Source organism: Tardiphaga sp. OK245, assembly GCF_900108575.1.
Lineage (GTDB): Bacteria > Pseudomonadota > Alphaproteobacteria > Rhizobiales > Xanthobacteraceae > Tardiphaga > Tardiphaga robiniae.
This window is the reverse complement of record NZ_FNWZ01000001.1, coordinates 141,856-164,254: the sequence shown is the minus strand read 5'-3', so window position 1 is coordinate 164,254 and position 22,399 is coordinate 141,856. Positions and strand designations below refer to the sequence as shown.

At 61.9% G+C, this 22,399-nt stretch carries 21 protein-coding genes; 10 read left to right on the top strand and 11 right to left on the bottom strand.

What is annotated here, in order from left to right; translation table 11 throughout:
- Positions 1-121 precede the first annotated feature (121 nt).
- A complete protein-coding gene (locus BLW80_RS00770; RefSeq protein ID WP_502688586.1) occupies positions 122-448 on the top strand; it encodes a DUF4189 domain-containing protein in 327 nt (108 codons plus the stop codon).
- Between the two features lie 53 nt (positions 449-501).
- Complete coding sequence (locus BLW80_RS00765) at positions 502-1,824, top strand: adenylate/guanylate cyclase domain-containing protein (RefSeq protein WP_093756444.1); 1,323 nt, start codon at positions 502-504, stop codon at positions 1,822-1,824.
- Between the two features lie 8 nt (positions 1,825-1,832).
- Here BLW80_RS00765 and bcsS read toward each other — a convergent pair whose 3' ends face one another.
- Together bcsS and BLW80_RS00755 are read right to left on the bottom strand one after the other, a co-directional pair.
- Entirely contained in the window at positions 1,833-2,615 is a 783-nt protein-coding gene (bcsS, locus tag BLW80_RS00760) for a cellulose biosynthesis protein BcsS (RefSeq protein WP_170849537.1), read from the bottom strand.
- A gap of 192 nt (positions 2,616-2,807) precedes the next feature.
- Positions 2,808-3,272 carry a DUF488 domain-containing protein gene (locus tag BLW80_RS00755; protein WP_093756442.1) on the bottom strand — a complete coding sequence of 155 codons (465 nt, stop codon included), beginning with the start codon at positions 3,270-3,272 and terminating at the stop codon, positions 2,808-2,810.
- Between the two features lie 144 nt (positions 3,273-3,416).
- Between BLW80_RS00755 and BLW80_RS00750 the strand changes: the two genes are divergently transcribed.
- Positions 3,417-4,379: a Bug family tripartite tricarboxylate transporter substrate binding protein gene (locus BLW80_RS00750; protein WP_170849536.1), complete on the top strand. Its 963-nt coding sequence runs from the start codon at positions 3,417-3,419 to the stop codon at positions 4,377-4,379.
- Positions 4,380-4,395: 16 nt separating this feature from the next.
- Here BLW80_RS00750 and BLW80_RS00745 read toward each other — a convergent pair whose 3' ends face one another.
- Complete coding sequence (locus BLW80_RS00745; protein WP_093756440.1) at positions 4,396-5,199, bottom strand: DUF72 domain-containing protein; 804 nt, start codon at positions 5,197-5,199, stop codon at positions 4,396-4,398.
- A gap of 35 nt (positions 5,200-5,234) precedes the next feature.
- On the bottom strand, positions 5,235-6,542 hold the full coding sequence (locus tag BLW80_RS00740; protein ID WP_093756439.1) for a M20/M25/M40 family metallo-hydrolase: 1,308 nt from the start codon (positions 6,540-6,542) through the stop codon (positions 5,235-5,237).
- Between the two features lie 456 nt (positions 6,543-6,998).
- Between BLW80_RS00740 and BLW80_RS00735 the strand changes: the two genes are divergently transcribed.
- Complete coding sequence (locus tag BLW80_RS00735) at positions 6,999-8,132, top strand: glycosyltransferase (RefSeq protein WP_093756438.1); 1,134 nt, start codon at positions 6,999-7,001, stop codon at positions 8,130-8,132.
- A 7-nt stretch (positions 8,133-8,139) separates the two neighbouring features.
- Positions 8,140-9,648, top strand: a complete 1,509-nt coding sequence (locus BLW80_RS00730) for a glycosyltransferase family 39 protein (RefSeq protein ID WP_093756437.1) — start codon at positions 8,140-8,142, stop codon at positions 9,646-9,648.
- Positions 9,649-9,699: 51 nt separating this feature from the next.
- Here the strand turns inward: BLW80_RS00730 and BLW80_RS00725 are convergent, their stop codons facing one another.
- Positions 9,700-11,076, bottom strand: coding sequence for an outer membrane protein (locus BLW80_RS00725; RefSeq protein WP_170849535.1), 1,377 nt, complete (start codon positions 11,074-11,076; stop codon positions 9,700-9,702).
- 370 nt (positions 11,077-11,446) lie between these two features.
- On the opposite strand from BLW80_RS00725, the gene BLW80_RS00720 reads away from it, so the two are divergent.
- Positions 11,447-11,896 carry a helix-turn-helix transcriptional regulator gene (locus BLW80_RS00720; RefSeq protein ID WP_068736063.1) on the top strand — a complete coding sequence of 150 codons (450 nt, stop codon included), beginning with the start codon at positions 11,447-11,449 and terminating at the stop codon, positions 11,894-11,896.
- On the opposite strand, the gene phhA is transcribed toward BLW80_RS00720, so the two are convergent.
- Positions 11,882-12,769, bottom strand: a complete 888-nt coding sequence (gene phhA, locus BLW80_RS00715) for a phenylalanine 4-monooxygenase (protein WP_093756435.1) — start codon at positions 12,767-12,769, stop codon at positions 11,882-11,884. The genes BLW80_RS00720 and phhA overlap by 15 nt on opposite strands.
- A gap of 294 nt (positions 12,770-13,063) precedes the next feature.
- Between phhA and BLW80_RS00710 the strand changes: the two genes are divergently transcribed.
- Positions 13,064-14,038: a Bug family tripartite tricarboxylate transporter substrate binding protein gene (locus BLW80_RS00710; protein WP_093756434.1), complete on the top strand. Its 975-nt coding sequence runs from the start codon at positions 13,064-13,066 to the stop codon at positions 14,036-14,038.
- A gap of 111 nt (positions 14,039-14,149) precedes the next feature.
- Here BLW80_RS00710 and BLW80_RS00705 read toward each other — a convergent pair whose 3' ends face one another.
- Positions 14,150-14,614, bottom strand: coding sequence for a carboxymuconolactone decarboxylase family protein (locus BLW80_RS00705; RefSeq protein ID WP_093756433.1), 465 nt, complete (start codon positions 14,612-14,614; stop codon positions 14,150-14,152).
- A gap of 31 nt (positions 14,615-14,645) precedes the next feature.
- Entirely contained in the window at positions 14,646-15,149 is a 504-nt protein-coding gene (locus BLW80_RS00700; protein WP_089264972.1) for an RrF2 family transcriptional regulator, read from the bottom strand.
- Positions 15,150-15,330: 181 nt separating this feature from the next.
- On the opposite strand from BLW80_RS00700, the gene BLW80_RS00695 reads away from it, so the two are divergent.
- Entirely contained in the window at positions 15,331-17,883 is a 2,553-nt protein-coding gene (locus tag BLW80_RS00695) for a sensor domain-containing diguanylate cyclase (RefSeq protein ID WP_093756432.1), read from the top strand.
- Between the two features lie 163 nt (positions 17,884-18,046).
- Here the strand turns inward: BLW80_RS00695 and BLW80_RS00690 are convergent, their stop codons facing one another.
- Positions 18,047-18,574, bottom strand: a complete 528-nt coding sequence (locus BLW80_RS00690; RefSeq protein WP_093757274.1) for a DUF6886 family protein — start codon at positions 18,572-18,574, stop codon at positions 18,047-18,049.
- 167 nt (positions 18,575-18,741) lie between these two features.
- Between BLW80_RS00690 and BLW80_RS00685 the strand changes: the two genes are divergently transcribed.
- Positions 18,742-19,443, top strand: a complete 702-nt coding sequence (locus tag BLW80_RS00685; protein WP_093756431.1) for a DUF899 family protein — start codon at positions 18,742-18,744, stop codon at positions 19,441-19,443.
- Between the two features lie 468 nt (positions 19,444-19,911).
- Positions 19,912-21,048, top strand: a complete 1,137-nt coding sequence (locus BLW80_RS00680; protein ID WP_244527883.1) for a DUF2778 domain-containing protein — start codon at positions 19,912-19,914, stop codon at positions 21,046-21,048.
- A gap of 47 nt (positions 21,049-21,095) precedes the next feature.
- Here the strand turns inward: BLW80_RS00680 and BLW80_RS00675 are convergent, their stop codons facing one another.
- Together BLW80_RS00675 and BLW80_RS00670 are read right to left on the bottom strand one after the other, a co-directional pair.
- Positions 21,096-22,010 carry a tetratricopeptide repeat protein gene (locus BLW80_RS00675; RefSeq protein WP_093756429.1) on the bottom strand — a complete coding sequence of 305 codons (915 nt, stop codon included), beginning with the start codon at positions 22,008-22,010 and terminating at the stop codon, positions 21,096-21,098.
- Between the two features lie 69 nt (positions 22,011-22,079).
- Positions 22,080-22,355 carry a DUF1488 family protein gene (locus BLW80_RS00670; protein WP_068736082.1) on the bottom strand — a complete coding sequence of 92 codons (276 nt, stop codon included), beginning with the start codon at positions 22,353-22,355 and terminating at the stop codon, positions 22,080-22,082.
- Positions 22,356-22,399 lie beyond the last annotated feature (44 nt).

The window sequence follows — 22,399 nt, the reverse complement described above, 5'->3', positions numbered from 1 at the left end:
TTTCGTTCACCAAGTTGAAACGCCCTTCCTTTAGCGTCTGCCTCGATCGACCTCGGGGGAGGGGAAATTGTCACTGTTCGTTGCCGCGCGTCGTCGCGCGATTCTCGCCGTTGCCTTGTTGATGAGCGTCGGTGCCATGGACGTGGCTTCGGCCGCTGGTGCCCTCGCCGTGGGCAAGTGCGGTGCCTATGGCCAGGCCTTCGACTATCCGGCGCAGGGGGCGGCGCTGGCGGCCGCTAAAAAGCAGTGCAAGGGCGAATGCACGACCGTAACGATGAAGCGCGCCTGCGCAGCCTTCGCCGTGGATATGAAGAATCCCTGCGGCGCACACGGCTACGCCGTGGCGCCCCGTATTTCGAGTTCGCTGAACCAGGCGACCAAGAAATGCTATGACTACGGCGGTAAGGAATGTGTCATCCGCGCCTGGGCCTGCGACGCCAAAGGCTAGAGCTCCCCGACAAATATCTCGTTCAATGGGCCTGCGGCAGCTAGACTGCTGCAATGATTCAATTTTTCCGGACACTTCTGAAGTCTGCCACCGACGCCGATCCGTCCGTTCGCGAATTTCGCAAGGCGCTGAGCCGCGAGATGTTGTTGACCGAACGGTTGCGGGTCAAGACGGTCATTGGCACCGTGGTGATCGTGACGCTGTCGCTGTCCATCGCCTATCTGCTGGCGCCATCGAGCTTCGCGCGCATATCCAACGGCCAGTTCGATCTTAAATCGTCTTTTATGATCACGGGCCCGCTGCTGCTGTTCGAGTTCTTCGTTCTTTACAAGGTCAATCAGCGCATCGCTGCAGGGGAGGATATTGCGCAGGGGCGGCGCTATCTGAGCGCACTCATCGAGACCAGCATTCCGACGGCCGCACTGCATCTCCATATGGGCTGGATGGGGCCGGCGGCGGCGTTGGCATTTGCGGCGCCTTTGTCCTATTTCATCTTCATCATTCTATCCACGCTTCGGCTCGATTTCTGGCTGTCGACATTTACGGGCTTTGTCGCGGCCGCCCAGATGCTCGCGCTGGCCATGCTGTATCATCCGGTGCAATTCGCCTCGGAACCGGCACCGGATTTTGCGTTTCAGCTTATCCGCAGCGCCATGGTCCTGCTCTGCGGTATTCTTGCAGGCGCGGTCGGCTTGCAACTCCGTCGCCAGTTCGAGGCGAGCATCGCGGCAACTTCGGCGCGCGATCGTGTCACCAATCTGTTCGGTCAGCATGTCTCGCCGCAGGTTGTGGAGCAGTTGCTGGCGTCGGGAACGAGCTCTACGACCGAGATGCGTCAGGTCGCGGTGATGTTCGTCGATATCCGTAACTTTACCGCAGCGACCCGTGTGCATTCGCCCCGCGAGGTGGTGGATCGGCTCGACGAGACCTTTGCTCTATTGGTCGAGGTGCTGGATCGACATTCCGGGATCGTGAACAAGTTTCTCGGGGACGGATTTCTCGCGCTGTTCGGAGCGCCCATTGAGGATCCGAATGCGGCGCATTGCGCCGTACAAGCGGCACGCGAGATGCTCATAGCTGTCGACAAAAGCAATCGGGACAGTGAATGGCCTCTGCGCATCGGCATCGGGCTTCATATTGGGGCCGTGATTGCCGGCAACGTTGGCTCCCCGCGCCGCAAGGAATACACCGTCATCGGCGATACCGTGAACTTCGCGGCCCGGCTTGAGGCGCTCAACAAACAGTTCGGCTCGCAACTGCTGATCTCTGCTTCCATACGCGATGCCTTGGGCGACACTTGCAGCGACGCGGAGCTGCTCGGCGATGTGCCGATCCGCGGCTATGACCTGCCGCAGGCTATCTGGCGCTTGGGCTGAGTGCTGCGTCAGTTCTCGAAGAATGGCGCCCGGGGCGGTCGCATGACCATGCCGAAGCGCGCATAGACTCCCTGGCGCTCGAAATTGTCCCGCACGTGTCCCGCGGCGAATGACCATTCGTAGGGGCCGGTGCGCAAGCCAGTCAGATGGCCGCCGATCCGGGTCTGCTGGCTGAAATAGTCGTTCGACAGTGCGGCCTCCGGGCCGATCCAGAACAAATCGAACAGGCGCCAGCCGGCTGCAATGCGCGTGGTATAGCCAGTATCGATGGTCGTGCCCGAGATGGCATATTGCAGCATCAGCTCGCGTGTCGGCTCCCACCAGACATCCATCGTGCCCCGCGCGCCGAGCATCGCGCGAAGCCGAGAGCGGCGCTGATCGTGGTAGAAATAGTCGGCTTCCATATCGAGGCCAGCCAAGAGCTGAACTTCCAGATTGCCGGTTCGGATGAGGTAGCCCGGCAGGATCGCCGCGCGGCTGATCTGGGTGTAGTCGGAGCGCGTGCCTGTCGTGTAGCGTTCGAGGTTTTCCGACAGAAAGAAACGCAGAATGAAACCGTCCTTGTTCAGGCCGGCGGGGGCCCATTGCAGGCCGCCATAGGCGCCGAGGCTCCAATGCGACGCATCGACACCGCCGAAATACATCAGGCGGTCCGGCATGCCGCCGGAGAGAAAATCGAAGGCGCGCCGTTTTTTGATACGCGTGTCGAACAGGGATGACCAGAAGCTCGATGAGCCGGATGCCGGTTCGATCGTGGCGTCGATCTCACCGATATCCTGAGCCGAGGCCATGCCGCAGGAATATGCGGCCGCCGCAACGCATAAAGCGCGTAACGCCAGTCCCCAACGCATCGAGCCCCCACCCAACGCAACAGAAACACAACAAAATAATGCAACTTAAGGTAGATTATCTTGGGGATAAGCCTACGTCCAGTGTGGATAAGTAATAATCTGAAAAAACTGCTGTGAGATCGTCGCGCGGCTTCAAAGCTGCGACGGCAGCAGGTTCTGGACCTTGACACCTTCGCGCTCCTCGATGATCTCGGCGATCCAGCGCCGATGACAGTGCTCGTGGTCGCGCTCGTAGCAGAGGATGCAGACCGGTCCGGACTTCGTCACCAGCGCCGCCAGCTCATCCATCGCCTCGCGTGCCTGCGGTGTCTTGAGATGAGCCATATAGATCTTCTCGAGCGCTGCGAGCTTGCCGCTACGTGCGGCTTCGCGGCCGTCCTTGGGCGTGCCCAGTCCGCGTAGATGGATGTAGCCGATGCCGCGCTCGTCGAGGCCGGCAGCGAGCTGATTCTTGGAGAAGCCCGGTCGCCGCGATGCGGCGACGGCACGCACATCGACCAGCAGCTTGACGCCGGCATTTTGCAGTTCATCGAGCACGGCTTTCGCTGGCGTCTGCTCGTAACCGACGGTGAAGAGGCGAGGTATCTTGCGGGCCATGTGAGCACCCCGTGATCGACAGATGATTGGCACAATGTCGCGGCCAGCCGCGAGGCGTTGCTCCCATTTGCAACATGGCACATAGTCAACTCAACAAACTCCGCCAGTTCAATGGCCGATATCACCGGGGGAATGATGGCTCGCATGGTTGGTGCGTTAGGCGTAATCGCGCTCGCGCTTGTGTCGTTTCAGTCCACATCTCTGGCGCAAGGCGCATATCCGGATCGTCCGGTCAGAATTATCGTGCCGATCGCGCCCGGCGGCAGCTACGATCTGGTCGGGCGGCATCTCGCCGATGCGCTGGCGAAGCGAACGGGGCAGGCGTTCTTTGTCGAGAACAAGCCAGGAGCGGGCACCGTCGTGGGCACGCAGGCTGCGGCCCAGAGCGAGGCCGACGGCTATACGCTGATGGTCGGCGGCCTTTCCAACATGGCCTTCAACTCCGCGCTTTACGCCAAGCTCGCCTATGACCCGCTGAAGGATTTCGTGCCGGTCGCGCTGGTCTACAAGTTTGGCTACATCATGGTCGGCCGCAAGGATCTGCCGCAGCAGACGCCGAAGGAGATCGTTGCTGCTGCATTGGACAAGCCGGGGTCGATCACCGTGGCGACCGCGGGCGTCGGGACCGGACAGCAATTGGTGGCCGCTGCCTTCATGAGGTCCGCCGGCGTCAAGCTGCAGGAGGTGCCTTACAGAGGATCTCCGCCGGCCTTCGCCGATCTGCTGGCAGGCCGCATCGACCTGTTCTTCGACTCGATTGCTGCCGGGCTGCCTTATGTGCAGACGGGGCAGGTGCGGGGCATCGCGGTGCTGTCGTCGAAACGGAGCCCGCTGGCGCCTGACGTCCCGACCATGGCGGAAGCGGGCGTGCCGGGTCTCGACGTGGATTCATGGCTCGGCATTTTCGTGCCGGCAAAAACGCCGCCGGCGGTGATCGCAAAACTCCGTCAGGATATTCGGGCGGTGTTGCCCGATCTGAAGGAGCGGTTCGAGAAGAGCGGCGGCGAGCCCTGGGATATGCCGGACGACAAGCTCGATGGCTTCATCGCATCAGAACATGCGACCTGGACAAAACTGATCCGCGAGGCCGGCATCAAGCTCGATTGAGTAATGCTGGCGGGCGCTACGTCACCCGCTCGATCAACGCCATGGCACCATGCGGTGCACGCACCTTGGCTTCGTGGATCACATAGGCGAACACGTCGCGTGGCTGCTTCTTGATCTTGGCATCATCGACGCGCGGCAGGTCGGTTGGCTCGCCGCCGCCGGCCCAGGTCTCGAAACGTTTGGCCCAGGCATCCAGCGCCTTCGGTGGATAGGCAGTCTTGATGCTGTCCTCACCCTTCTGCAAACGCAGATAGACGAAGTCGCCGGTGACATCGGCAATGGCCGGGTAGGTGGCGTGTTCGGAGAATACCACGGGGATCTTGAACTGCCGTAGCAGCGCAATGAAGGCCGGCACGCAGAAGCTGTCGTGGCGGACCTCGACCACATGGCGCAGCTTGCGCCCACCGAGCTCGGTTGGCAGCAATTCGAGAAACTTCCCGAAATCGGCTTCGTCGAATTTCTTGGTCGGCGCGAATTGCCACAGAACGGGTCCGAGCTTGTCACCGAGTTCGAGCACGCCGGAATCGTAGAAACGGTTCACGCTTTCGCCGGCTTCGGCGAGCACCCGGCGATTGGTTGCGAAGCGGGGGCCCTTGAGCGAGAACACGAAATCCTCCGGCACTTCGCGCGCCCATTTGCGAAAGCTCTCCGGCTTCTGCGAGCCGTAGAAGGTCCCGTTGATCTCGATGGAGGTCAGCTTGGACGCTGCATAGCTGAGCTCCTTCGCTTGCGTGAGTTTCTCCGGATAGAACACCCCGCGCCACGGCGCGAAAGTCCAACCGCCGATGCCGATACGGATTTGTCCGGATTTCGCAACCATTGTGAGGCCGATCCTTTCAGTATTCGCCGTGTTACTCAGTGCCGCGCTGGCAGCACCGGCTTGGTTACGCCCTCCACGCCGGTCAGCACCAGCATCGTCAGCAGTGCATTCTGCGGCCCGATATAAGCGTCGACGGGCTTGTACCATTCATTGCGCGAATGCCAGTTGCCGCCCTGGCCGCCGCCGCCGATGGTCACCGCGGGGATGCCGAGCGACATCGCGAGATTGGAGTCGGTGCTGGAGCCGGCAAAGGTGACATGGGGCACACGGGTCAGCGCGGTCACGGCACGCGCCGTCGCCTGCACGAGGGGAGAGTCTTCTGCGACAACGCCCGCCGGGCGGTCGCCAATCAGTTTGATCTCGACAGTGATCTTGTCCGATCCCCAGCGTTTGTTTTCTTCACCAACTGCGTCCTTCACCTGATCGAGAAGCCTCGCTTCGAGTTTCAACAGTTCTTCGGTCGAATTCGATCGCATGTCGATCGTCATGCGGGCTTCGGCTGCGATGGCGTTGACGGATGTGCCGCCACTTACCGTTCCGACTGTGAAAGTGGTTTTCGGATCCGAGGGTGTCCGCAGCTCCGAGATTTTCGCGACCGCGCGACCCAGCGCATGGGTCGCGCTCGGCAGGCCGAATTCCTGAAAACTGTGACCGCCCGGACTCTTGAAGATCATCTCGTAGCGGTGGCTTCCGGTTCCCTGGTTGACGATGCGCGTGACGCCGAGGCCGTCGATCGAGATGAAGCCGTCGATGTCCTTGTTGTCGCGAAACAGGGCTTTGACGCCGCGCAGATTGCCCAGCTCTTCTTCGCCGACGCTGGCGACGAACATGACGTCCCCGACCGTCGCGATCTGCTGGGTGTTGAGGGTCTGCATCAAAGACAGCAAGGCCGCGAGCCCACGGGCATCGTCACCGATCCCCGGCGCCAGATAGACGCCGTCCTTTTCCTTCACCGTGACGTCGGTCCCCTCGGGAAAGACAGTGTCCTGATGTGCGGAGATGACCAGCTTCGGCGTTCCGGCGGTGCCCTTGCGCCGGGCGGTCACATTGCCCTCGGCGTCGATCACGGCGTCCTTGAAGCCCAGTTCCTGAAACCGTGACAGAATATAGTTGCCGCGCAGATTCTCCTTGAACGGAGGCGCGGGAATTTCGGTGATCCGGATCTGCTCTTTCAGGGTGCGGGCATCGTCGGCCTTGATGGCATCGAGCGCAGCCATGACGCGCGAATCGGACAGCACCGTCGTCGTGACGGTATCAATTGTCTGCGCGGTGACATGGCTGGCGCCGAAGGATGGCAGCGTCAGCGATGCAGCGAATAGGCATGGTCCGAGCGAGCGTCGCATGGCGCCTCCGATTATCACGCGCGGAGACGATTGTGGTCGCGGTTCAGGCGGGGCTTCCGCCTCAGAAAACCGCGCGAACGCGCCGCTGTTGACCGAGGTAAGGTAGCGGGCACGGGCAAGACTGGCTATAGCTCGCCAGCAACAGAATGGTGCCAGGGTGCGGTGTTTGCGGCCGGAATGCGGCGTTGAAACCAGTGCCGGATACCCTTGCGGAACGGCTCCAGCATCCCTATCTTGTCTCCAACGGCGACGATGACGCTTCATAGCTCCGGCGCTGGAACGACCTTGAATAGCTCGGTGCGCCGGATGTACGCGCGCCTGTTGTTCGGGGTCGTTAGCATTTTTGGGCCACTTTTGGCTATTCCCCCTCTGATGGCTTGTTCCGGCACCTGTTAAGGCCCCGCCGTTCCCTGTCCGCCTTGGCATGGTCCGGCGCGGCAGATATATGCTGGCGCCATGAACGAAGCCATCAGACCGGGGCCCGGACAGATATTGCAGGCGGGCGCGCCGCTGCAGCTGTCCGTCGTCGTCCCCACTTTCAACGAACGCGGCAATGTCGCCACCCTGGTGCAGCGGCTGGACGCGGCGCTGGTCGGCATTTCCTGGGAAGTCATTTTCGTCGACGACAATTCGCCGGACGGCACCGCCGACGCGGTACGCGAACTGGCGCGCGCCGACTCGCGCGTGCGCTGTATCCGGCGCATCGGCCGGCGCGGCCTGTCAGGCGCCTGTATCGAAGGTATGCTGGCCTCCAGCGCGCCCTGCGCGGCGGTGATCGACGGCGACTTGCAACACGATGAGACCCAGCTCGGCAAGATGCTCGGTCTGATCGAAAGTGGCGCTGCCGAACTGGTGATCGGCAGCCGCTATATCGAGGGCGGCAGTGCCGACAGTTTCAACCAGCAGCGCCTCGGCGCCAGTAAATTCGCCACTGCTGTCGCGCAACGCGTATTGCGCGTGAAGATCGCGGATCCGATGAGCGGCTTCTTCATGATCCGCCGCGATCGCTTTGAACAACTGGCGCCGAAACTCTCAACGCAGGGCTTCAAGATCCTGCTCGATGTTGTCGCGACGGCAGAAGGCGATCTGCGCGTTATCGAGGTGCCCTACACATTCGGTTCGCGGCTGCATGGTGAAAGCAAGCTCGATTCCATGGTGGCGCTCGACTTCCTGGGCCTTGTGCTGGCAAAGCTGACCAACGATACCGTGTCGCTGCGCTTCCTGCTGTTTGCTATGGTCGGCTCGATCGGCCTGTTCGTGCATTTCGCCGTGTTGTTCGTCACGCTGGAAGTTTTCGATCCGCCATTCGCAGAGGCGCAGGCCATTGCGGCGTTTTGCGCGATGACCGGCAACTTCCTGCTCAACAATTTCCTGACCTATCGCGACCAGCGTTTGAAAGGTTTCGGCATCCTGCGTGGTCTGGCGATCTTCTACGTGGTCTGCAGCGTGGGTCTGCTCGCCAATGTCGGCGTGGCTTGGTCGGTCTTCGACCAGGAGCCGATCTGGTGGCTGGCGGGTGCTTCCGGCGCGCTGATGGGCGTGGTCTGGAACTACGCGATGTCGGGCCTGTTCGTGTGGCGGAAACGGTGATCGCTGGATGACCGCGCAGGAACTGCGGCTGGTTCGCGGCACTGCGGCCGTGGTCGTCGGTCTGGTGCTGCTGCGGCTCGCGGCGGCCGCATGGACGCCGCTGACCTTCGATGAAGCCTATTACTGGATGTGGTCGAAACATCTGGCGGGCGGTTACTACGATCACCCGCCGATGGTCGCGGTGGTGATCCGGCTCGGCACCATGATCGCGGGCGATACCGAATTCGGTGTACGTGTCGTCTCGGTCTTGCTGGCACTGCCGATGAGCTGGGCGGTGTATCGCACGGCCGAGCTGCTGTTCGGCGGTCGACGGACCGCGTCAACGGCGGTGATCCTGCTCAACGCGACGATGATCACGTCGGTCGGGTTAATGATCGTCACGCCGGACGCGCCGGTGCTGGTCGCCTCGAGTTTCGTGTTGTTGGCGCTGGCCCAGGTGCTGGCCACCGGGCAGGGCGCGTGGTGGCTCGCGGTGGGCCTGGCCGTCGGCGTAGCGCTGCTATCGAAATATACCGCACTGTTTTTCGGGCCGGCGATCCTGATCTGGCTGATTGCGGTACCGAAGATGCGGCGTTGGCTGATCTCGCCATGGCCCTATCTCGGCGGTCTGGTCGCGCTCGCGGTGTTCTCGCCGGTGCTGTTCTGGAATGCCGAGCATGGCTGGGTGTCCTTTATCAAGCAGCTCGGACGTGCCCGGATCGATCACTTCAATCCTGCCTTCATCGCTGAACTGATTCCGACCCAATTCGCCTTCGCGACACCGCTGGTGTTCATTCTCGGCATGATGGGCCTTTACGCCCTGGCTGCCCTCAGGCCCGGAGCGTGGCCGGCGCGGGTGCTGCTGAATGCGATGTTTTGGGTCATCGTGCTGTATTTCGGCTGGCATGCGCTGCACAGCCGCGTCGAAGCCAACTGGTTCGCGCCAGTCTATCCCACGCTGGCCATTATTGCTGCCGTTGCGGCAACCATCGTGCAATGGAAGCCGCGCGAGCAGCGCACGGTTGATTTCTGCCTGCGCTGGGCGGGGCCGACCGGCGTCGTCATGTTCACGGCACTGGTGGTGCAGGCCAATACGGGTCTGCTATCCGGCTATAAGCGTGACGCGACAGTACGCAGCATCGGCGTGGGTTTCGTTGAACTGGCGGCCGAGGTCGAGGCGGTTCGCACCCGTGTCGGGGCCACATGCGTGGTGGCGCCCGATTACGGCACCACGGGATGGCTGACCTTCTATCTGCCGAAGGGGACCTGTGTCTTCCAGCGCACCCAGCGGATTCGCTGGGTGAATATGCCGGAGCCGAGTGCCGAGCAGCTGTCCGGCAAGCTTTTGCTGGTGGGTGAGCAAAATGCTGCGGCCAATCCGGAATGGCGGGCGGCTTTTGCGAATATCGAGAAAGTGGCTGAGCTCAAACGCAAACGTGGCCCGCTGGTCGTGGAGAATGTCGAGCTGAATCTGCTGGAAGGCGCGAAAGGCGATGTACTGGACCGTTCGCCGCCACCCGAGATGTTACCGCGCTAGGAGGCGCGACCACCATGCGCTTGATAGCGCGATAGTGGTCGGCTGTCGCGTTTATGGCGCAAAGTGATAGTTCACGCCGATCTTGCCGAGCTGCATGGTCTGGGCAATATCAGCATTCAGATAATAAGGGCCGACCATCGGAGGGGCATTGATCACGCCTTCGAGGCTCGCATTGTCATGGCCAAAGCCGATGTAGTTGTACTCCGCCTTGACGGACCAGTTTGGTGCGAAGGCGTATTCCACGCCGGCACCGACCACGTAACCGGTGTGAAGGCGGGATCCGTCGAGATTTGCGTATTGTGGACCCGACGACAGTGATATGGCGTGATGATCCCCGGCGAGGGCGACGCCGCCCTTGAGATAGGTCAGCCAGCGCTCGTTGGTCACCATGCCGATACGTGCGGTGGCCATTGCGAGCCATTCGGTGCGCGAGCGCATATCGAGATTGTTATCAAAATTGGTGCGAGTACCGCCGCCGATATTGCCGCCGACCAGTTCACCTTCAACACCCATGACGATCACCCCGAGCTGCACATTGGCGCCGATCTGGCCGCCGCCAAAGCCTCCGGTCATCGAGAACTTCCCATCGGGTGCGTAGTCGCGCCAGTCGCCGTGTCCCGATCCGTAGCCTGCCTGCGCACCGAGATAGAGCCCGGTCCAATTGAATCCTGACTGTGCGTATTGCAGCGGCGGGATCGGTTTGGCGGCATCGGGAGCGCCGAACTGGTAATTCGCGCCGAGCTTGATGAGATGCAGCGTCTGCTTGGTCGAAGCCGTGGAGGCGATCGGCCCGGTGGAGGCCCGCGTGCCGCTGAAATCGAACTCGTGGTCGGGGAAGCCGATGAAATTATACTCGCCGCGCAGCGACCAGTTGTTGGCAAGCGCATATTCCATGCCGGCGCCGACGATCCAACCCCGCCGTGTCTCGCTGCCAGACAGTGTAAGCCGGTCCGGCCCCGGCACCGAAACCTGAACGTCGTAGCCGTGATCTTCATTGGCCCAGGCGAAGCCGCCCTTGGCGTAAGTGAGCCAGCGGCCATTGGCGAAGCCAACGCGTCCGGTCACGGTCGACAGCCAGTTGATTTGCGACGTCTGGGACAGGGTGGCCTGGTTCAGAATGCTCACCGTGCGATTGCCCTTGATGCCGCTAAAGCTGATGTCGGCCTCGATGCCGAGCAGCAGATTGCCGATCTGTTGATTGTAGCCGGCCTGAATGCCGCCCAGCGCGCCGTCGGTCCGGATATTCAGGATTTGCCATTCGGTCCCGCCGAGACCGTAACCGGCATGAACGCCGGCATAAAAGCCGGTCCAGTTATAGGCAGGATCGATGGCGGAGGCCTTGGTATAGGCGCGGGCCGGCACGTCTGCGGCGATGGCGGCATTGCCGAGGCTGAGGATGCCGATGGTGCCGAGGAGAAGCTGTTTCATGTCGTTTCCTTGCAGGTGCGCTGGCGGCCCTCGAGGAATCGGAGCTGCTTCGCGCGTCATTTCGGAAGGGACCATGTATAAAAATACCGCTCTCGTCGTGGTCGTAAGCGCGTGACTTGTGCTGGATCGCGCTCTTGGCGTCGCATTGTGAGCGGCTGTCGCCGCTCGGTCTCACCTGGAAGTACTACTGGGGAACGCGATCTTGGGACCACACGACGACCACCGGCCAACGACTTATGGGTCACCATCGGGGCGCAGTGCGCCGCTATGGTTTCGAAAGACGATAAATTATCGTCGTCGGCGTTGAACCAAAGTCAGGGGTCCGGACGACCTATCTCCGCACACATTGAAATGGGCGGTGATTGGGAACATGGAAAACACAAATCTCGCATTCAGCAGCCACTCCGACTTTGGATCCGACCGTGCCAAGGTGCACAGCATCGAAAAGCCGGACCCCGTGAACCTCACCGAGGTCGGCGGCCTGCGCGGAGCGCGGATCGCCAGCGTGATCAACCAGATCAATGAGAGCTTTGCCGACCAGCAGTTCTCGACCCGGGTGGTCGCCGAGAAGCTCGGCCTGTCCGTCCGCTACGTTCAGGATTTGCTGCAGGGTTCCGGCCTCAGCATCACCGATCGGATCATGGAGCTGAGGCTTGAAAAGGCCCGCAGCATGCTGACCGGCGATCGGCAGTGCAGCCTGAAGATCAGTGAAGTCGCGGCCGCCTGCGGCTTCAACGAACTATCCTATTTCCACCGCAGCTTCCGTCGTCGCTTCGGCGCGTCGCCGGCTAAATTCCGCATCCAGTCAATGAATGGCTGACGCGCGCTTGCGCTTGAAATAGTCCAGCGTCCCGCGGCTGATGACGTGATCCTCAGGGGTCACCTCGTCGGCCGCGATGTCGTCTGCTTTGGCCAGGCGGGTATAGAGTGCGCCAAAATCCTGATAGCTGTCCTGCAGCAGTTTCTCAAAGCTCTCAATGACGAAATAGCTCTGCTGGAAATCGTCGATGATGTAGTTCGTCCGCATCACGCGTTCGAGGTCGAACGTGATCCGGTTCGGCGAGGAGTCTTCCAGGGCGAAGACCGACTCTGTTGCTGACGACAGAATGCCGGCGCCGAAGATGCGCAATCCGTCCGCGCTCTTCATCAGGCCGAACTCCACCGTGTACCAGTACAGACGCGCCAGGTTCTTCAACTGGCCGAGCGCCATCGCGCGCTGGCCGCCTTTTCCATAGGCCTCCATGAAGTCGGCATAGACCGGGTTCGCCAATAGCGGAACGTGCCCGAAGACGTCGTGGAAGATGTCTGGCTCCTGCAGGTAGTCCATTTCGTGTTCGGGGCGGATGAAGGCGCCGGCCGGGAAGCGGCGATTGGCAAGATGATCGAAGAAGATCTCATCGGGCACCAGTTCAGCGACCGGCACAACCTGCCAACCGGTCAGCGGCGTCAGACGGGCACTCAGTTTCTCCAGATCGGGAATGCCGGATTCGGACAGCTGCAGCGTGTTCAGCGCAGCGAGGAATTCGTTGCAAGCCCGGCCTTTAAGGACGGTCTGTGCACGGGCGAACAGGCGGTCCCAGCGATCGTGCTCGGCGGCGGAGTAGGAGCCCCAGTCCTGGTCCAGCGTGAAGTCAGGGCGTTTCGGGGCGCTGAGGTAGCGGCTCTTCTCGGTCGACTGGTTCAGCTCGGTCATGACGCTCTCCGACTCCGACGGTCCGATCAGAGCATAAGGTTCCGCTACCGAATAGTTCCGTCAAAAGAAGCAACTTCTCGCATCCGCCCGTCCGACGATAGCAATCCACCATCGTCCAGATCTTATTTGCAAAGGCGTTTCCTTGTCGGACACCCGTCTCGATGACATTTTCAATGACAACAAACGTGGTCCCACATCGCTGAAATGATTGCGAAATCTCGGCGAAACCTCGCGGGAGCCACGGGCAAAATACTCTCATCATCAATCATAAGGAATACGACCGTGCGGTCCCTCATGTCTTCTCGACTCCTCTCAGGTGCTTTCGCGGCAGTACTGCTGGTTTCCGGCGCGACGGGGGCGTTCGCTGACAGCTGGCCGAGCCGGACGATCAAGCTGATTGTTCCGTTCCCGCCGGGCGGCGCTGCGGACATCACGGCGCGGATCTATGCCGACAAGCTCGGCGAGGCGCTGAAGCAGACAGTCGTGGTCGAGAACAAGGCTGGTGCCGGTACGGCTATTGCTGCCGACGCGGTCGCCAAGGCCGATCCGGATGGCTACACGCTGTCGCTGGCGCCTGCAGGGCAGCTCACGATCCTGCCGCATATCAACAAGACCATCTCTTACGACCCCTTCAAGAGCTTCACGCCGGTGGCCATGCTGACGTCGGTGCCTTACGTGCTCGCGGCCAGCCCCGATACGCCGGTGTCATCAGTGAAGGAGCTCGTCGCTGCCGCGAAGCGCGAGCCCGGCAAATTCACCTACTCGTCGTGCGGACCCGGCACGCTCTGCCATCTGAGCGGCGAGCTGTTCAAGAGCCTGACCGAGACGGATCTGCTGCATGTGCCGTTCAAGGGCAGCGCTCCCGCCGTCAATGCACTGCTCGGAAATCAGGTGAACCTGTCTTTCGACACCCTGACGGTGCTGGCGCCGCAGATCCGCGACGGCAAGGTCAAGGGTCTCGTGATCACCAGCCGCGAGCGCTCGTCGCAGCTGCCCGATGTGCCGACGCCGGCGGAAGCAGGCGTGGCTGACTTTGTCGTCGACTCCTGGTTCGGCCTCGTCGTGCCTGCAGGGACGCCCGATGCCATTGTCGATCGCCTGAACGCCGAGGTGGTGCGCATCGGCGCGCTGCCGGATGTTCGCGAGCGTCTCGAAAAGCAGGGCCTCAGCATCACGACCTCGACGCCTCAGGCCTTCGCCAAGACGATCAAGGACGATTACGCCCGCTGGGGACGCGTCGTCGATGCGTCTGGCGCGAAGCTTTTCTGACTACTAGCCATATTGCCTGACACATCGGTCGGGCCAAGCTGAAACCAAGAAAGGCCGGGTTGAATTTTCAACCCGGCCTTTCGCTTATCGATTATCTGCTGAAGCCTGTGTTCAGGCAGCAGCCTTCGGCTTCTCGATCGGATGCGGAACGCGGAAGCCGACGGCAAGACGGTTCCAGACATTGATGGCGCCGATCGCCACCGTGATCTTGAGGCATTCCTCTTCCGAGAAATGCGCGCGCAGCGCTTCATAATCGGCATCGGGCGCGCGCGTCTGCGCGATCAGCGTGACGGCATCGACCCAGGCGAGGAGGGCACGCTCGCGCGGCGTATAGACCGTGGATTCGTGCCAGACCGACATCATGTTGATCCACTGCTCGCTGAGACCGTCGTGGCGGGATTCCTTCACATGCATATCGACGCAGAAGGCGCAGCCATTGATGATCGACGAGCGGAGCTTGATGAGATGGATGATCGCCGGCTCGAGGCCGCTCTCCTTGACGACATATTGATCTAGGGCGGCGACGGCCTTGTAGGCGTCGGGGGCGGCCTTGGCGATGTTGAGTCGGGCTTGCATGGTCTTTCTCCTTGGTATGCGGTTTCAGGTTTCAGTTGGCGTTACGGCGTCGTTCGTTGAGCTCCAGAAAGGCACAGCCGCGGGCGGCGATGGCGCCGTCGGTGTCCTTGGCGCGGAGATCGCCGAGTACATCGGCGATGCTCACTTTGGCCAGCTCATCGCGATAGACGCGCTCGGCACGCAACATCGCGGCATTGATGCCGCAGGGCGCCGTGGGTTTGCCGGGCAGGGGATTGGGGCCGCGCTGGCGGATTTCGCTGCAGCGGAAGGCAGGCGCATCGCCCTCAACGGCGAGTACGACATCGAGCAAGGTGATCTGGTCTGGCGTCCGGGCAAGGCGATAGCCGCCGGTCGGGCCAGGCTGTGCGATGAGCAGGCCGGCGCCCGAAAGCGCCTGCAGGTGTTTCAGGAGATAGCTGGTGGACACGCCATGGAATTCGGCGAGGGCGCCGGCGGACAACACGCCGTTCGATTGCAGGCCTGCGAGCATCGCCACGCTGTGGATCGCCTGCTCAACCCCGTCGCTCATCTTCATGGCTCTATTTCACCTCTATCGTGGATAATTATTATCCGTGATTAAGGATGTCGTCAAGTGTCCGGTCCTGAGGTGGTCCGCAGGTGGGCAGCGCAACAGAATCTAAATCCCGATGCCGGTATCACCCGACCTAGGTACTGTGATCCGAAGCCGGGGGCCGGGTCAGTTCAGGGAACTCGACATGGCATTGCGTGACTTGCTGGCGCCGCAGGCGCGGCGGACGACTTTCGTTGCGGCCGCCATTCTCGGAGTCGGCCTTGCCGCGACATTTGCCATTCGCGAGTTCTCGGAACGCCTGATAGCGGCCGATATGCAGCGTCGCTTCGCTGCCGACGCCGTCGATATTTCCAATGCGATCAGCGAACGGCTGCGCACCCACGCCGAAGTACTGGTCAGCATGCAGGGATTGTACGCCTCGATCGGCCGTGTCGATCGCGCCCAGTTCCGACGCTACATCGATGTGCTCGATCTCGGCCGCCGCTATCCCGGCTTCCAGGCCTTGCAGTCGCTGCGTCACGTGACGCCGGATCATCTCGATGCCTTCGTTGCGGAAGTTCGTGCCGACAAGAGCATCGAGCATTCCGGACAGCCGGATTTCGCCGTGCGTCCGCCGGGGCCACGATCAATCTACAACGTGGTCGAATTCGTCGAGCCGATGCGTGGCAACGAAAACGCGCTGGGCTTCGATGCAGGTGCCAATCCTGCGCAACTGGACTCGCTGCGGCGTTCCGCGGAGACCGGCCGGATTGTCGCGACGCCACCGGTCAAACTGGTGCAGGACACCTCGGGTGGCCTCGGTTTCATCATCCGCGCGCCGATCTACCGGGCCGGCGAGCCCACGCAGACCGTCTCGCAGCGAAACGCAGCGCTCCACGGTTTCGTTGCATCGGTCTATCGCACCAATGACCTGATGCGCGGCATCCTCGACCCGCGGACGCTGCAGCAGATGCATATCCAGGTGGTTGATCGCGGTTATGCCAAGCCGACGCAGGAAGGCGTCATGATTGGCGAGCCGGAAGATACGACCGTCACTCCGACCCTCATGTATGACAGTCTGGAGCCCAATCTCGGTCTCGTCACGCAGATGGTGATGTCGGCGGGGATCTCGGCCGATCGTTCGCTGGTTGTCGGCGAGCGCGTCTGGCGCGTCCTGTTCACCGCCAATCCGGGCTCGATCTACGAGGTCAGCCATACAGTGCCGAACGTCGTCCTCGCCAGCGGCAGCGCCATCAGCCTCCTGATGATGCTGCTCGCCGTGATCACGATGAGGTCGCGCCGGTTGTCCGGCAATCTCAGCACGCTCGATGCCGAGCAGCGCGCGCTGGTCGACAATCCACTGGCAGGCATCCTGTTTACGTCCGGCCATCGCATCCTGCGCGGCAATCGGCGGATTGCCGAACTCTGCGGCCGCAGCTCCGCCGATACGCTTCCCGGCAACACGATCGACGAACTGGTTGCGACGAAGGTGGACGGGGAGGCGTTCGATGCCGCGTTGAATCGAATTCGTGACAGCGCCATGGCGACGGAAGTCGAATTGCATCTGCGCCGCAGCGACGGTTCCACGCTGCTGGTCGATGCCTATGGCAAGCCGCTGGCGACCGGCGATATCCTCTGGGTGATCCAGGACAAGACCGACGCGCTCGCTGTCGAGGCGGAGCGGCGCGCGCATGCGCAGGCTATGGAGGAGGCCAACGAACGGCTGACCACCTCGCTGCAACTGGCGGAAATTCGCGCCAAGGAAATCGTGCTGCTCACTGAACTCTCGGGCGTGCTGCAGTCGTGTCAGTCGCGCGAAGAGATTTTCGCGGCGGTTCAGACCTATGCAGGTTACCTGTTCACGGAAGAGGCGGGCGCTCTGTACTATCTGAATAATGCCCGCAACGCAGTTCAGCGCGGCGCCCATTGGGGGGCACTACAGGCCGATGCGGTGTCGTTTCCGGTCGATGACTGCTGGGCGCTGCGTCGTGGCACGACATTCCCGATTTCCGAGGCGAGTCAGGGACTGGTCTGCAATCATGCCGGTCCCTGCGGTGTCACCGGTACGGGGTTCGTTTGTCAGCCGCTGATCGCGCAGAACAACCTGCTTGGTCTGCTGTATCGCGAGCATACTTCTGTGTTCGGTGAGGGGGCGGATCAATTGGCGACGATGCTGGCCGAACAGGTGTCGCTGGCGATGGCCAATCTCGAACTCCGCGAGTTGCTGCGTCAACAGGCGGTGCGGGATCCGCTGACGGATCTTCACAACCGCCGCTACCTCGAAGATGCCCTGGTGCGCGAGACCACGCGCAGCCAACAGGACGGCAAGCCGCTCGCGCTGGCGATGCTCGACATCGATCACTTCAAGGGTATCAATGACAGCCACGGCCACGAGGCCGGTGATGCTGTGTTGCGCGGCCTCGGCAGGATATTGCGCGAGACGACGCGCGCCTCGGATATCATCGGCCGGTTCGGCGGCGAGGAGTTCCTGATGCTGATGCCGGGCGTCACGGTCGAGGTTGCTGCGCAGCGGGCGCAGCAGGTGCTCGATGCTGTGCATCGCATGCAGGTGACGCTGCCAACGGCCATGCTCGACGGCGTCACGCTGTCGATCGGTCTGGCAGTGATGCCGGTGCACGTCGCCGAGGGCGATGACCTGCTCGCGGCCGCCGACGCCGCGCTTTACGAGGCGAAGCGCGAGGGCCGCAACCGCGTCGTGGTCAGTCATCGCCGTGCGAAGGCCGACACCGCGGCCTGAGCTCGTGGGTCATTACAGGATGGGTAGAACGTAGGCGCATCGCGCCGAAGCGATACCCCTCACACATCGTGACAACGAGCGATGAATGTCGCGAAGATGCTCTACGATTCTATGACTCCCGAACGTCCAGGCATGCTTCGTGCGTTTGAGGCAGCTCGATCGGTCAATCCAACGTATTGCGAAGCCGAATGCTGCTGACGTGGAGCGAGGTGTCCCATAGGGGCGCCAGCGTCTTCAGAGACGGCAGGACGCGCAGCTCGACGCCGGCGGCTTCCAGTGCCTTTTCGATGTTGTCGATCCGCTCCATGTTCAGCGGCATGGACGGCGTGCGCGAGGCCCATACGCCGGTATCGTCCAGTGATTCAAACCCGTCCGGCGAAAGCTCGTAGCGATAGATGGTGGTGTGGGAGAGCCGGTCCAGCCAGCCGAACTCGATATGCGCGACCATGCGGCAGGAGGTCATCTTCTTGTAGGCGGTGAGGTATTCCAGCGTCGTGCTCGCTGTCGGCCAGACGAAAATACGCGGGCAATCGCGCGGGAACAGATACATCGGCGCATGCCAGTCATCGATGGCCCAGATCAGGGGACCATTGAGCCACTCCTGTCCCTGGGCGCGAGGCGTCGCAACCTCCACCTGCCGCGGCATGAAGACTTCGATGTTGTTCTCTTCGCTGAAATGAAACAGGCGCATGGCGCACTCATGTGCGTCCATGCTCGGCGCGTCAATGACCGTCATGCGTGTTCTGGCCGTTCACGAAGCTGCGCGTGATGAATTTGTGGATCGTCATGTCGGATCGGCCGGTCCCGGAACGTCTTTCAGACGGAACACGTTGAAATTCACCAAGGGAGGATCATGTCATGACCGGTTCCAGCCTGACGCCTGCGGCCGAACTCGCGAAGAAGGCCGGTTTTCGCTATCCCAATGAGAGCCATGAATACCGCGATGCGCGTAATGCGTTGCTTGTCGAGGAGATCGAACTGCGGCGTCAGATCGAACGTGTCGCGGAGCTGCGTCGTGCGCTGCCAGATGGCGGCGTGGTGATCAGGGACTACGACTTCATCGGCGAGAAGGGCCCCGTGAGTTTCGCGGGCCTGTTCGGCGACAAGCAGACGCTCGTCGTCTATTCCTACATGTACGGGCCGCAGCGCGAGAAGCCGTGCCCGATGTGCACATCGCTGCTGTCGGCCTGGGACGGCGAGGTGCCTGACATTACGCAGCGCGTGGCGCTGGCCGTTGTGGCGCGCTCGCCGATCGAGCGGCTGGTCGCCTTCAAGAGGCAGCGTGGCTGGCATTACCTGCCTTTGTTCTCGGACACCTCCGGCGTGTTCAGCCGTGACTATCACGGGCTGACCAAGGACGGTGGCGACGACGCTGCCTTCAACGTCTTCACCCGCCGCAGCGGCAAGATTCGCCATTTCTGGAGCGGCGAGATGGATGGATCCACGGCCGATCCCGGCCAGGACCCGCGCGGGGCGCCGGATCTGATGCCGCTCTGGACGATTCTGGACGTTACGCCGGAAGGGCGGGGCACCGACTGGTATCCGAAGCTGAACTACTGAGGTCATGATCATTAGCCGGCACAAATTGATCTTTTTGATTACCTAAATACCGCAAAAGGAAATGTGGTTCCACGCGCACCAGCCTCGCACTAGGCCAATGACCTAATCATAGCGCGCCAATAGTTCGGGCCGGGCGTGACCCAAAACCCCAGCGCGCCTGAGACCGGCCTGCGAGAGCCCACAAAGCTCTCGCAGGTTCCCCGAATTCGTCCTGTCGGTTACTCAAAAAGGCCATGATTGGCAGGCCTTTAGGTAGGCAATCGGTGGGGGACCTCCAATTAATTCGCATTTAACTAAAACTCGCCTTAATGGCGTTTCGCATCCCTGCGCGGTGCTTTTCGAGACCTGTGTGTCTCGTCAGGCACAACGGGCAGGGAGCTTAGTAAACGTGTGTTGGACGTCAGGCGTATGAGCAGCAGTAAACGTGCGTTGAACCATTCTGCACCCTCACGCCGAGGCCAGCATCAAGTGTCGAAATCCAGTTCACGCATGTTCGTGACCGGCGCTGCTCTTGCCGCCGTCGCATTGACCGGTGGATGGACGCTCGCCGGCAAGCTTTTCCAGAACGGCGTGCAGCCTGCGATGGTCTCCGCCAATCTCGGCAATGATGCAGGCGTTGGCCAGTCGTCTTTCGCCGAACGCTTCGACAGCCGCTTCTCACGCACCGAACACCGCACATCCTTCTCAGAGCGTTTCGAGCCGGCCGTTAATGCGCCGCTCGCTGCCGCACAGCCCGAGCCGAAGCGTCAGGTCGCCTGGTTCGACCCGACCTATTCGATGGGCGCCGCGCCCGAGCGCTTCGTCAAGCGCAACCCGGCTTCTGAAGCTGTGATCCCTGCACCGGCTGCGAAGCCGCAGGAGGTCGCACTGATGCAGCCGGCGCCGACGGTGCGCCAGCTCGTCGACAGCATTCCGATGCCGGCCGCACGGCCCTCCGATGCCCGTACGCCATCCGCGCCGCAGCAGGCAACACAAGCGCCGTCGCAGCCGGTCGCACAGGCCAGCGCCGCCAGGGGCGGCGCCTATGGCCACGACTCGCTGGTGCAGAAGGCACGGCTGGCGCTGGCCGCACAGCCCAAGTCCGGCAATTTCAACGTCTTCGAGAAACTGTTCGGCGGCAACGCTCCGCAGTCCGGCCCCGTGCTCGCTTATGCCGGCTCTGACGGCGGCGTGCTGAGCAACGGCACCGATGCGGCGGCCAGCAACGAGCCCACCCTGAGCGATCGCACCACCGCAGTCTACGACATCTCAGCGCGTAAAGTTTACATGCCCGACGGCACCAAGCTGGAAGCGCATTCCGGCCTCGGCAGCCGTCTCGACAATCCCGCTTATGCCCATGAGAAGATGCGCGGCGTGACGCCGCCGCACATCTATGATCTGAAGCCGCGCGAGGCTCTGTTCCATGGCGTGGCCGCGCTGCGCCTGACGCCGGTGGGCGGCGAGGGCGCGATCCATGGCCGCACGGGTCTGCTCGCGCATACCTATATGCTCGGCCCTAATGGCGATTCCAACGGCTGCGTCTCGTTCCGGGATTACAACAAGTTCCTGCAGGCCTATCGCAACGGCGAAGTGAAGCGCCTCATCGTGGTTGCCAAACTCGACTGATCGATATGACTGACGTGCCGCCCGTGAAGGCGATGCGTGTTCAGTGACTATGAGCCGACCTTCGGATCGATCTTCCGTGCGCTGGCGACATCTGCTGCGCCGCCCGTAATGTCGCCCATTTCAAGCCGTGTCATGCCGCGCAGATAGAGCGCCTTGGCGTATTTCGGATTGATGCGCAGCGCCGCATTGAAATCGGCCATGGCGCGGTCGTTGTCGCCCTTGTCGGACCACACGCTGCCACGATTGGTCAGCGCCGCCACATAGGTCGGTGCGATGCGGATCGCCTCGTTGTAGTCGGCGATAGCACGATCGTTGTCCCCCTTCAGGCTGAAGGCGAAGCCGCGGTTGAACACCGGGCAGGGGTCGTTCGGATTGATCCGGATTGCTTCGCCGAAATCGGCGATGGCGCGCGCATGATCGCCCTTCACCAGCCAGGCGCCGCCGCGATTGCTATAGGCGCCGCCTTCCTGCGGATTGAGACGGATCGCCATGTCGTAGTCAGCAATAGCGCGGTCGTTATCGTCCTTGGCGTACCAGGCGACACCGCGATTGACATAGGCATCGGTATTGTTGGGATCGAGACCGAGCGCCACGCTGAAGTCGCTGATGGCGCGGTCGTTGTCGCCGCGGGCGAGCCAGAGATTTCCGCGCATGAAATAGGCGCGGGCATAATCCGGGTTCAGGCGGATGGCTTCGTCGAAGGCAGCCATGGCAGGGCCGCTCTCGTGCCGTTCATTATATTCGAAGGCACGGTTGAAATGCAGCTCAGCAAGCTGGTGGCCGCGGTAGTTGCCTGACGCGATGGCGCGGTCGCAGGCCGCGATCGCCAGGACGCCGGAGGCATCGGTACATTGCTGTGCATCGTCGGCGGCAGCTTGCGCGATCGGCATTGCTGCGCTCGCCAGCATGGCAGCGAACAGGACGCGGATGGCGGAACGGTTCAGGCTTGGAAAGTGGCGCATGGCTCGACCTCTCGCGTGTGACAGGCGTTGGTCACACCGCGAGGAGGAAGGGTTCAATGGTGGAACAGGCTACCGGAAATCGATGCTGCGGAGCACGATGCCCGGTGGCCTTCCCTCAAATTCGGAATTAGCGAATTTGCGTGCCGCGCAGGCCTCGATGCGATCGCGCAACCGGATGAATTGCTCCTCACGCTGCTCGGGCTTGGTGCGTGTCGCCTTTTCGAGCTCGTCCATCGCACTGGTGCTGATCGCGCAGGTGACTTCGGTCGCGTCATTCATCATCGAGAACAGGACAACCATGCGATTATATTCGAAGCTCTGGAAAACACCGTGTGTAAGCGCCATCGTCGTCTTCCCGCGTTAGACCTTGCGCTTCGGTACGACAGGGT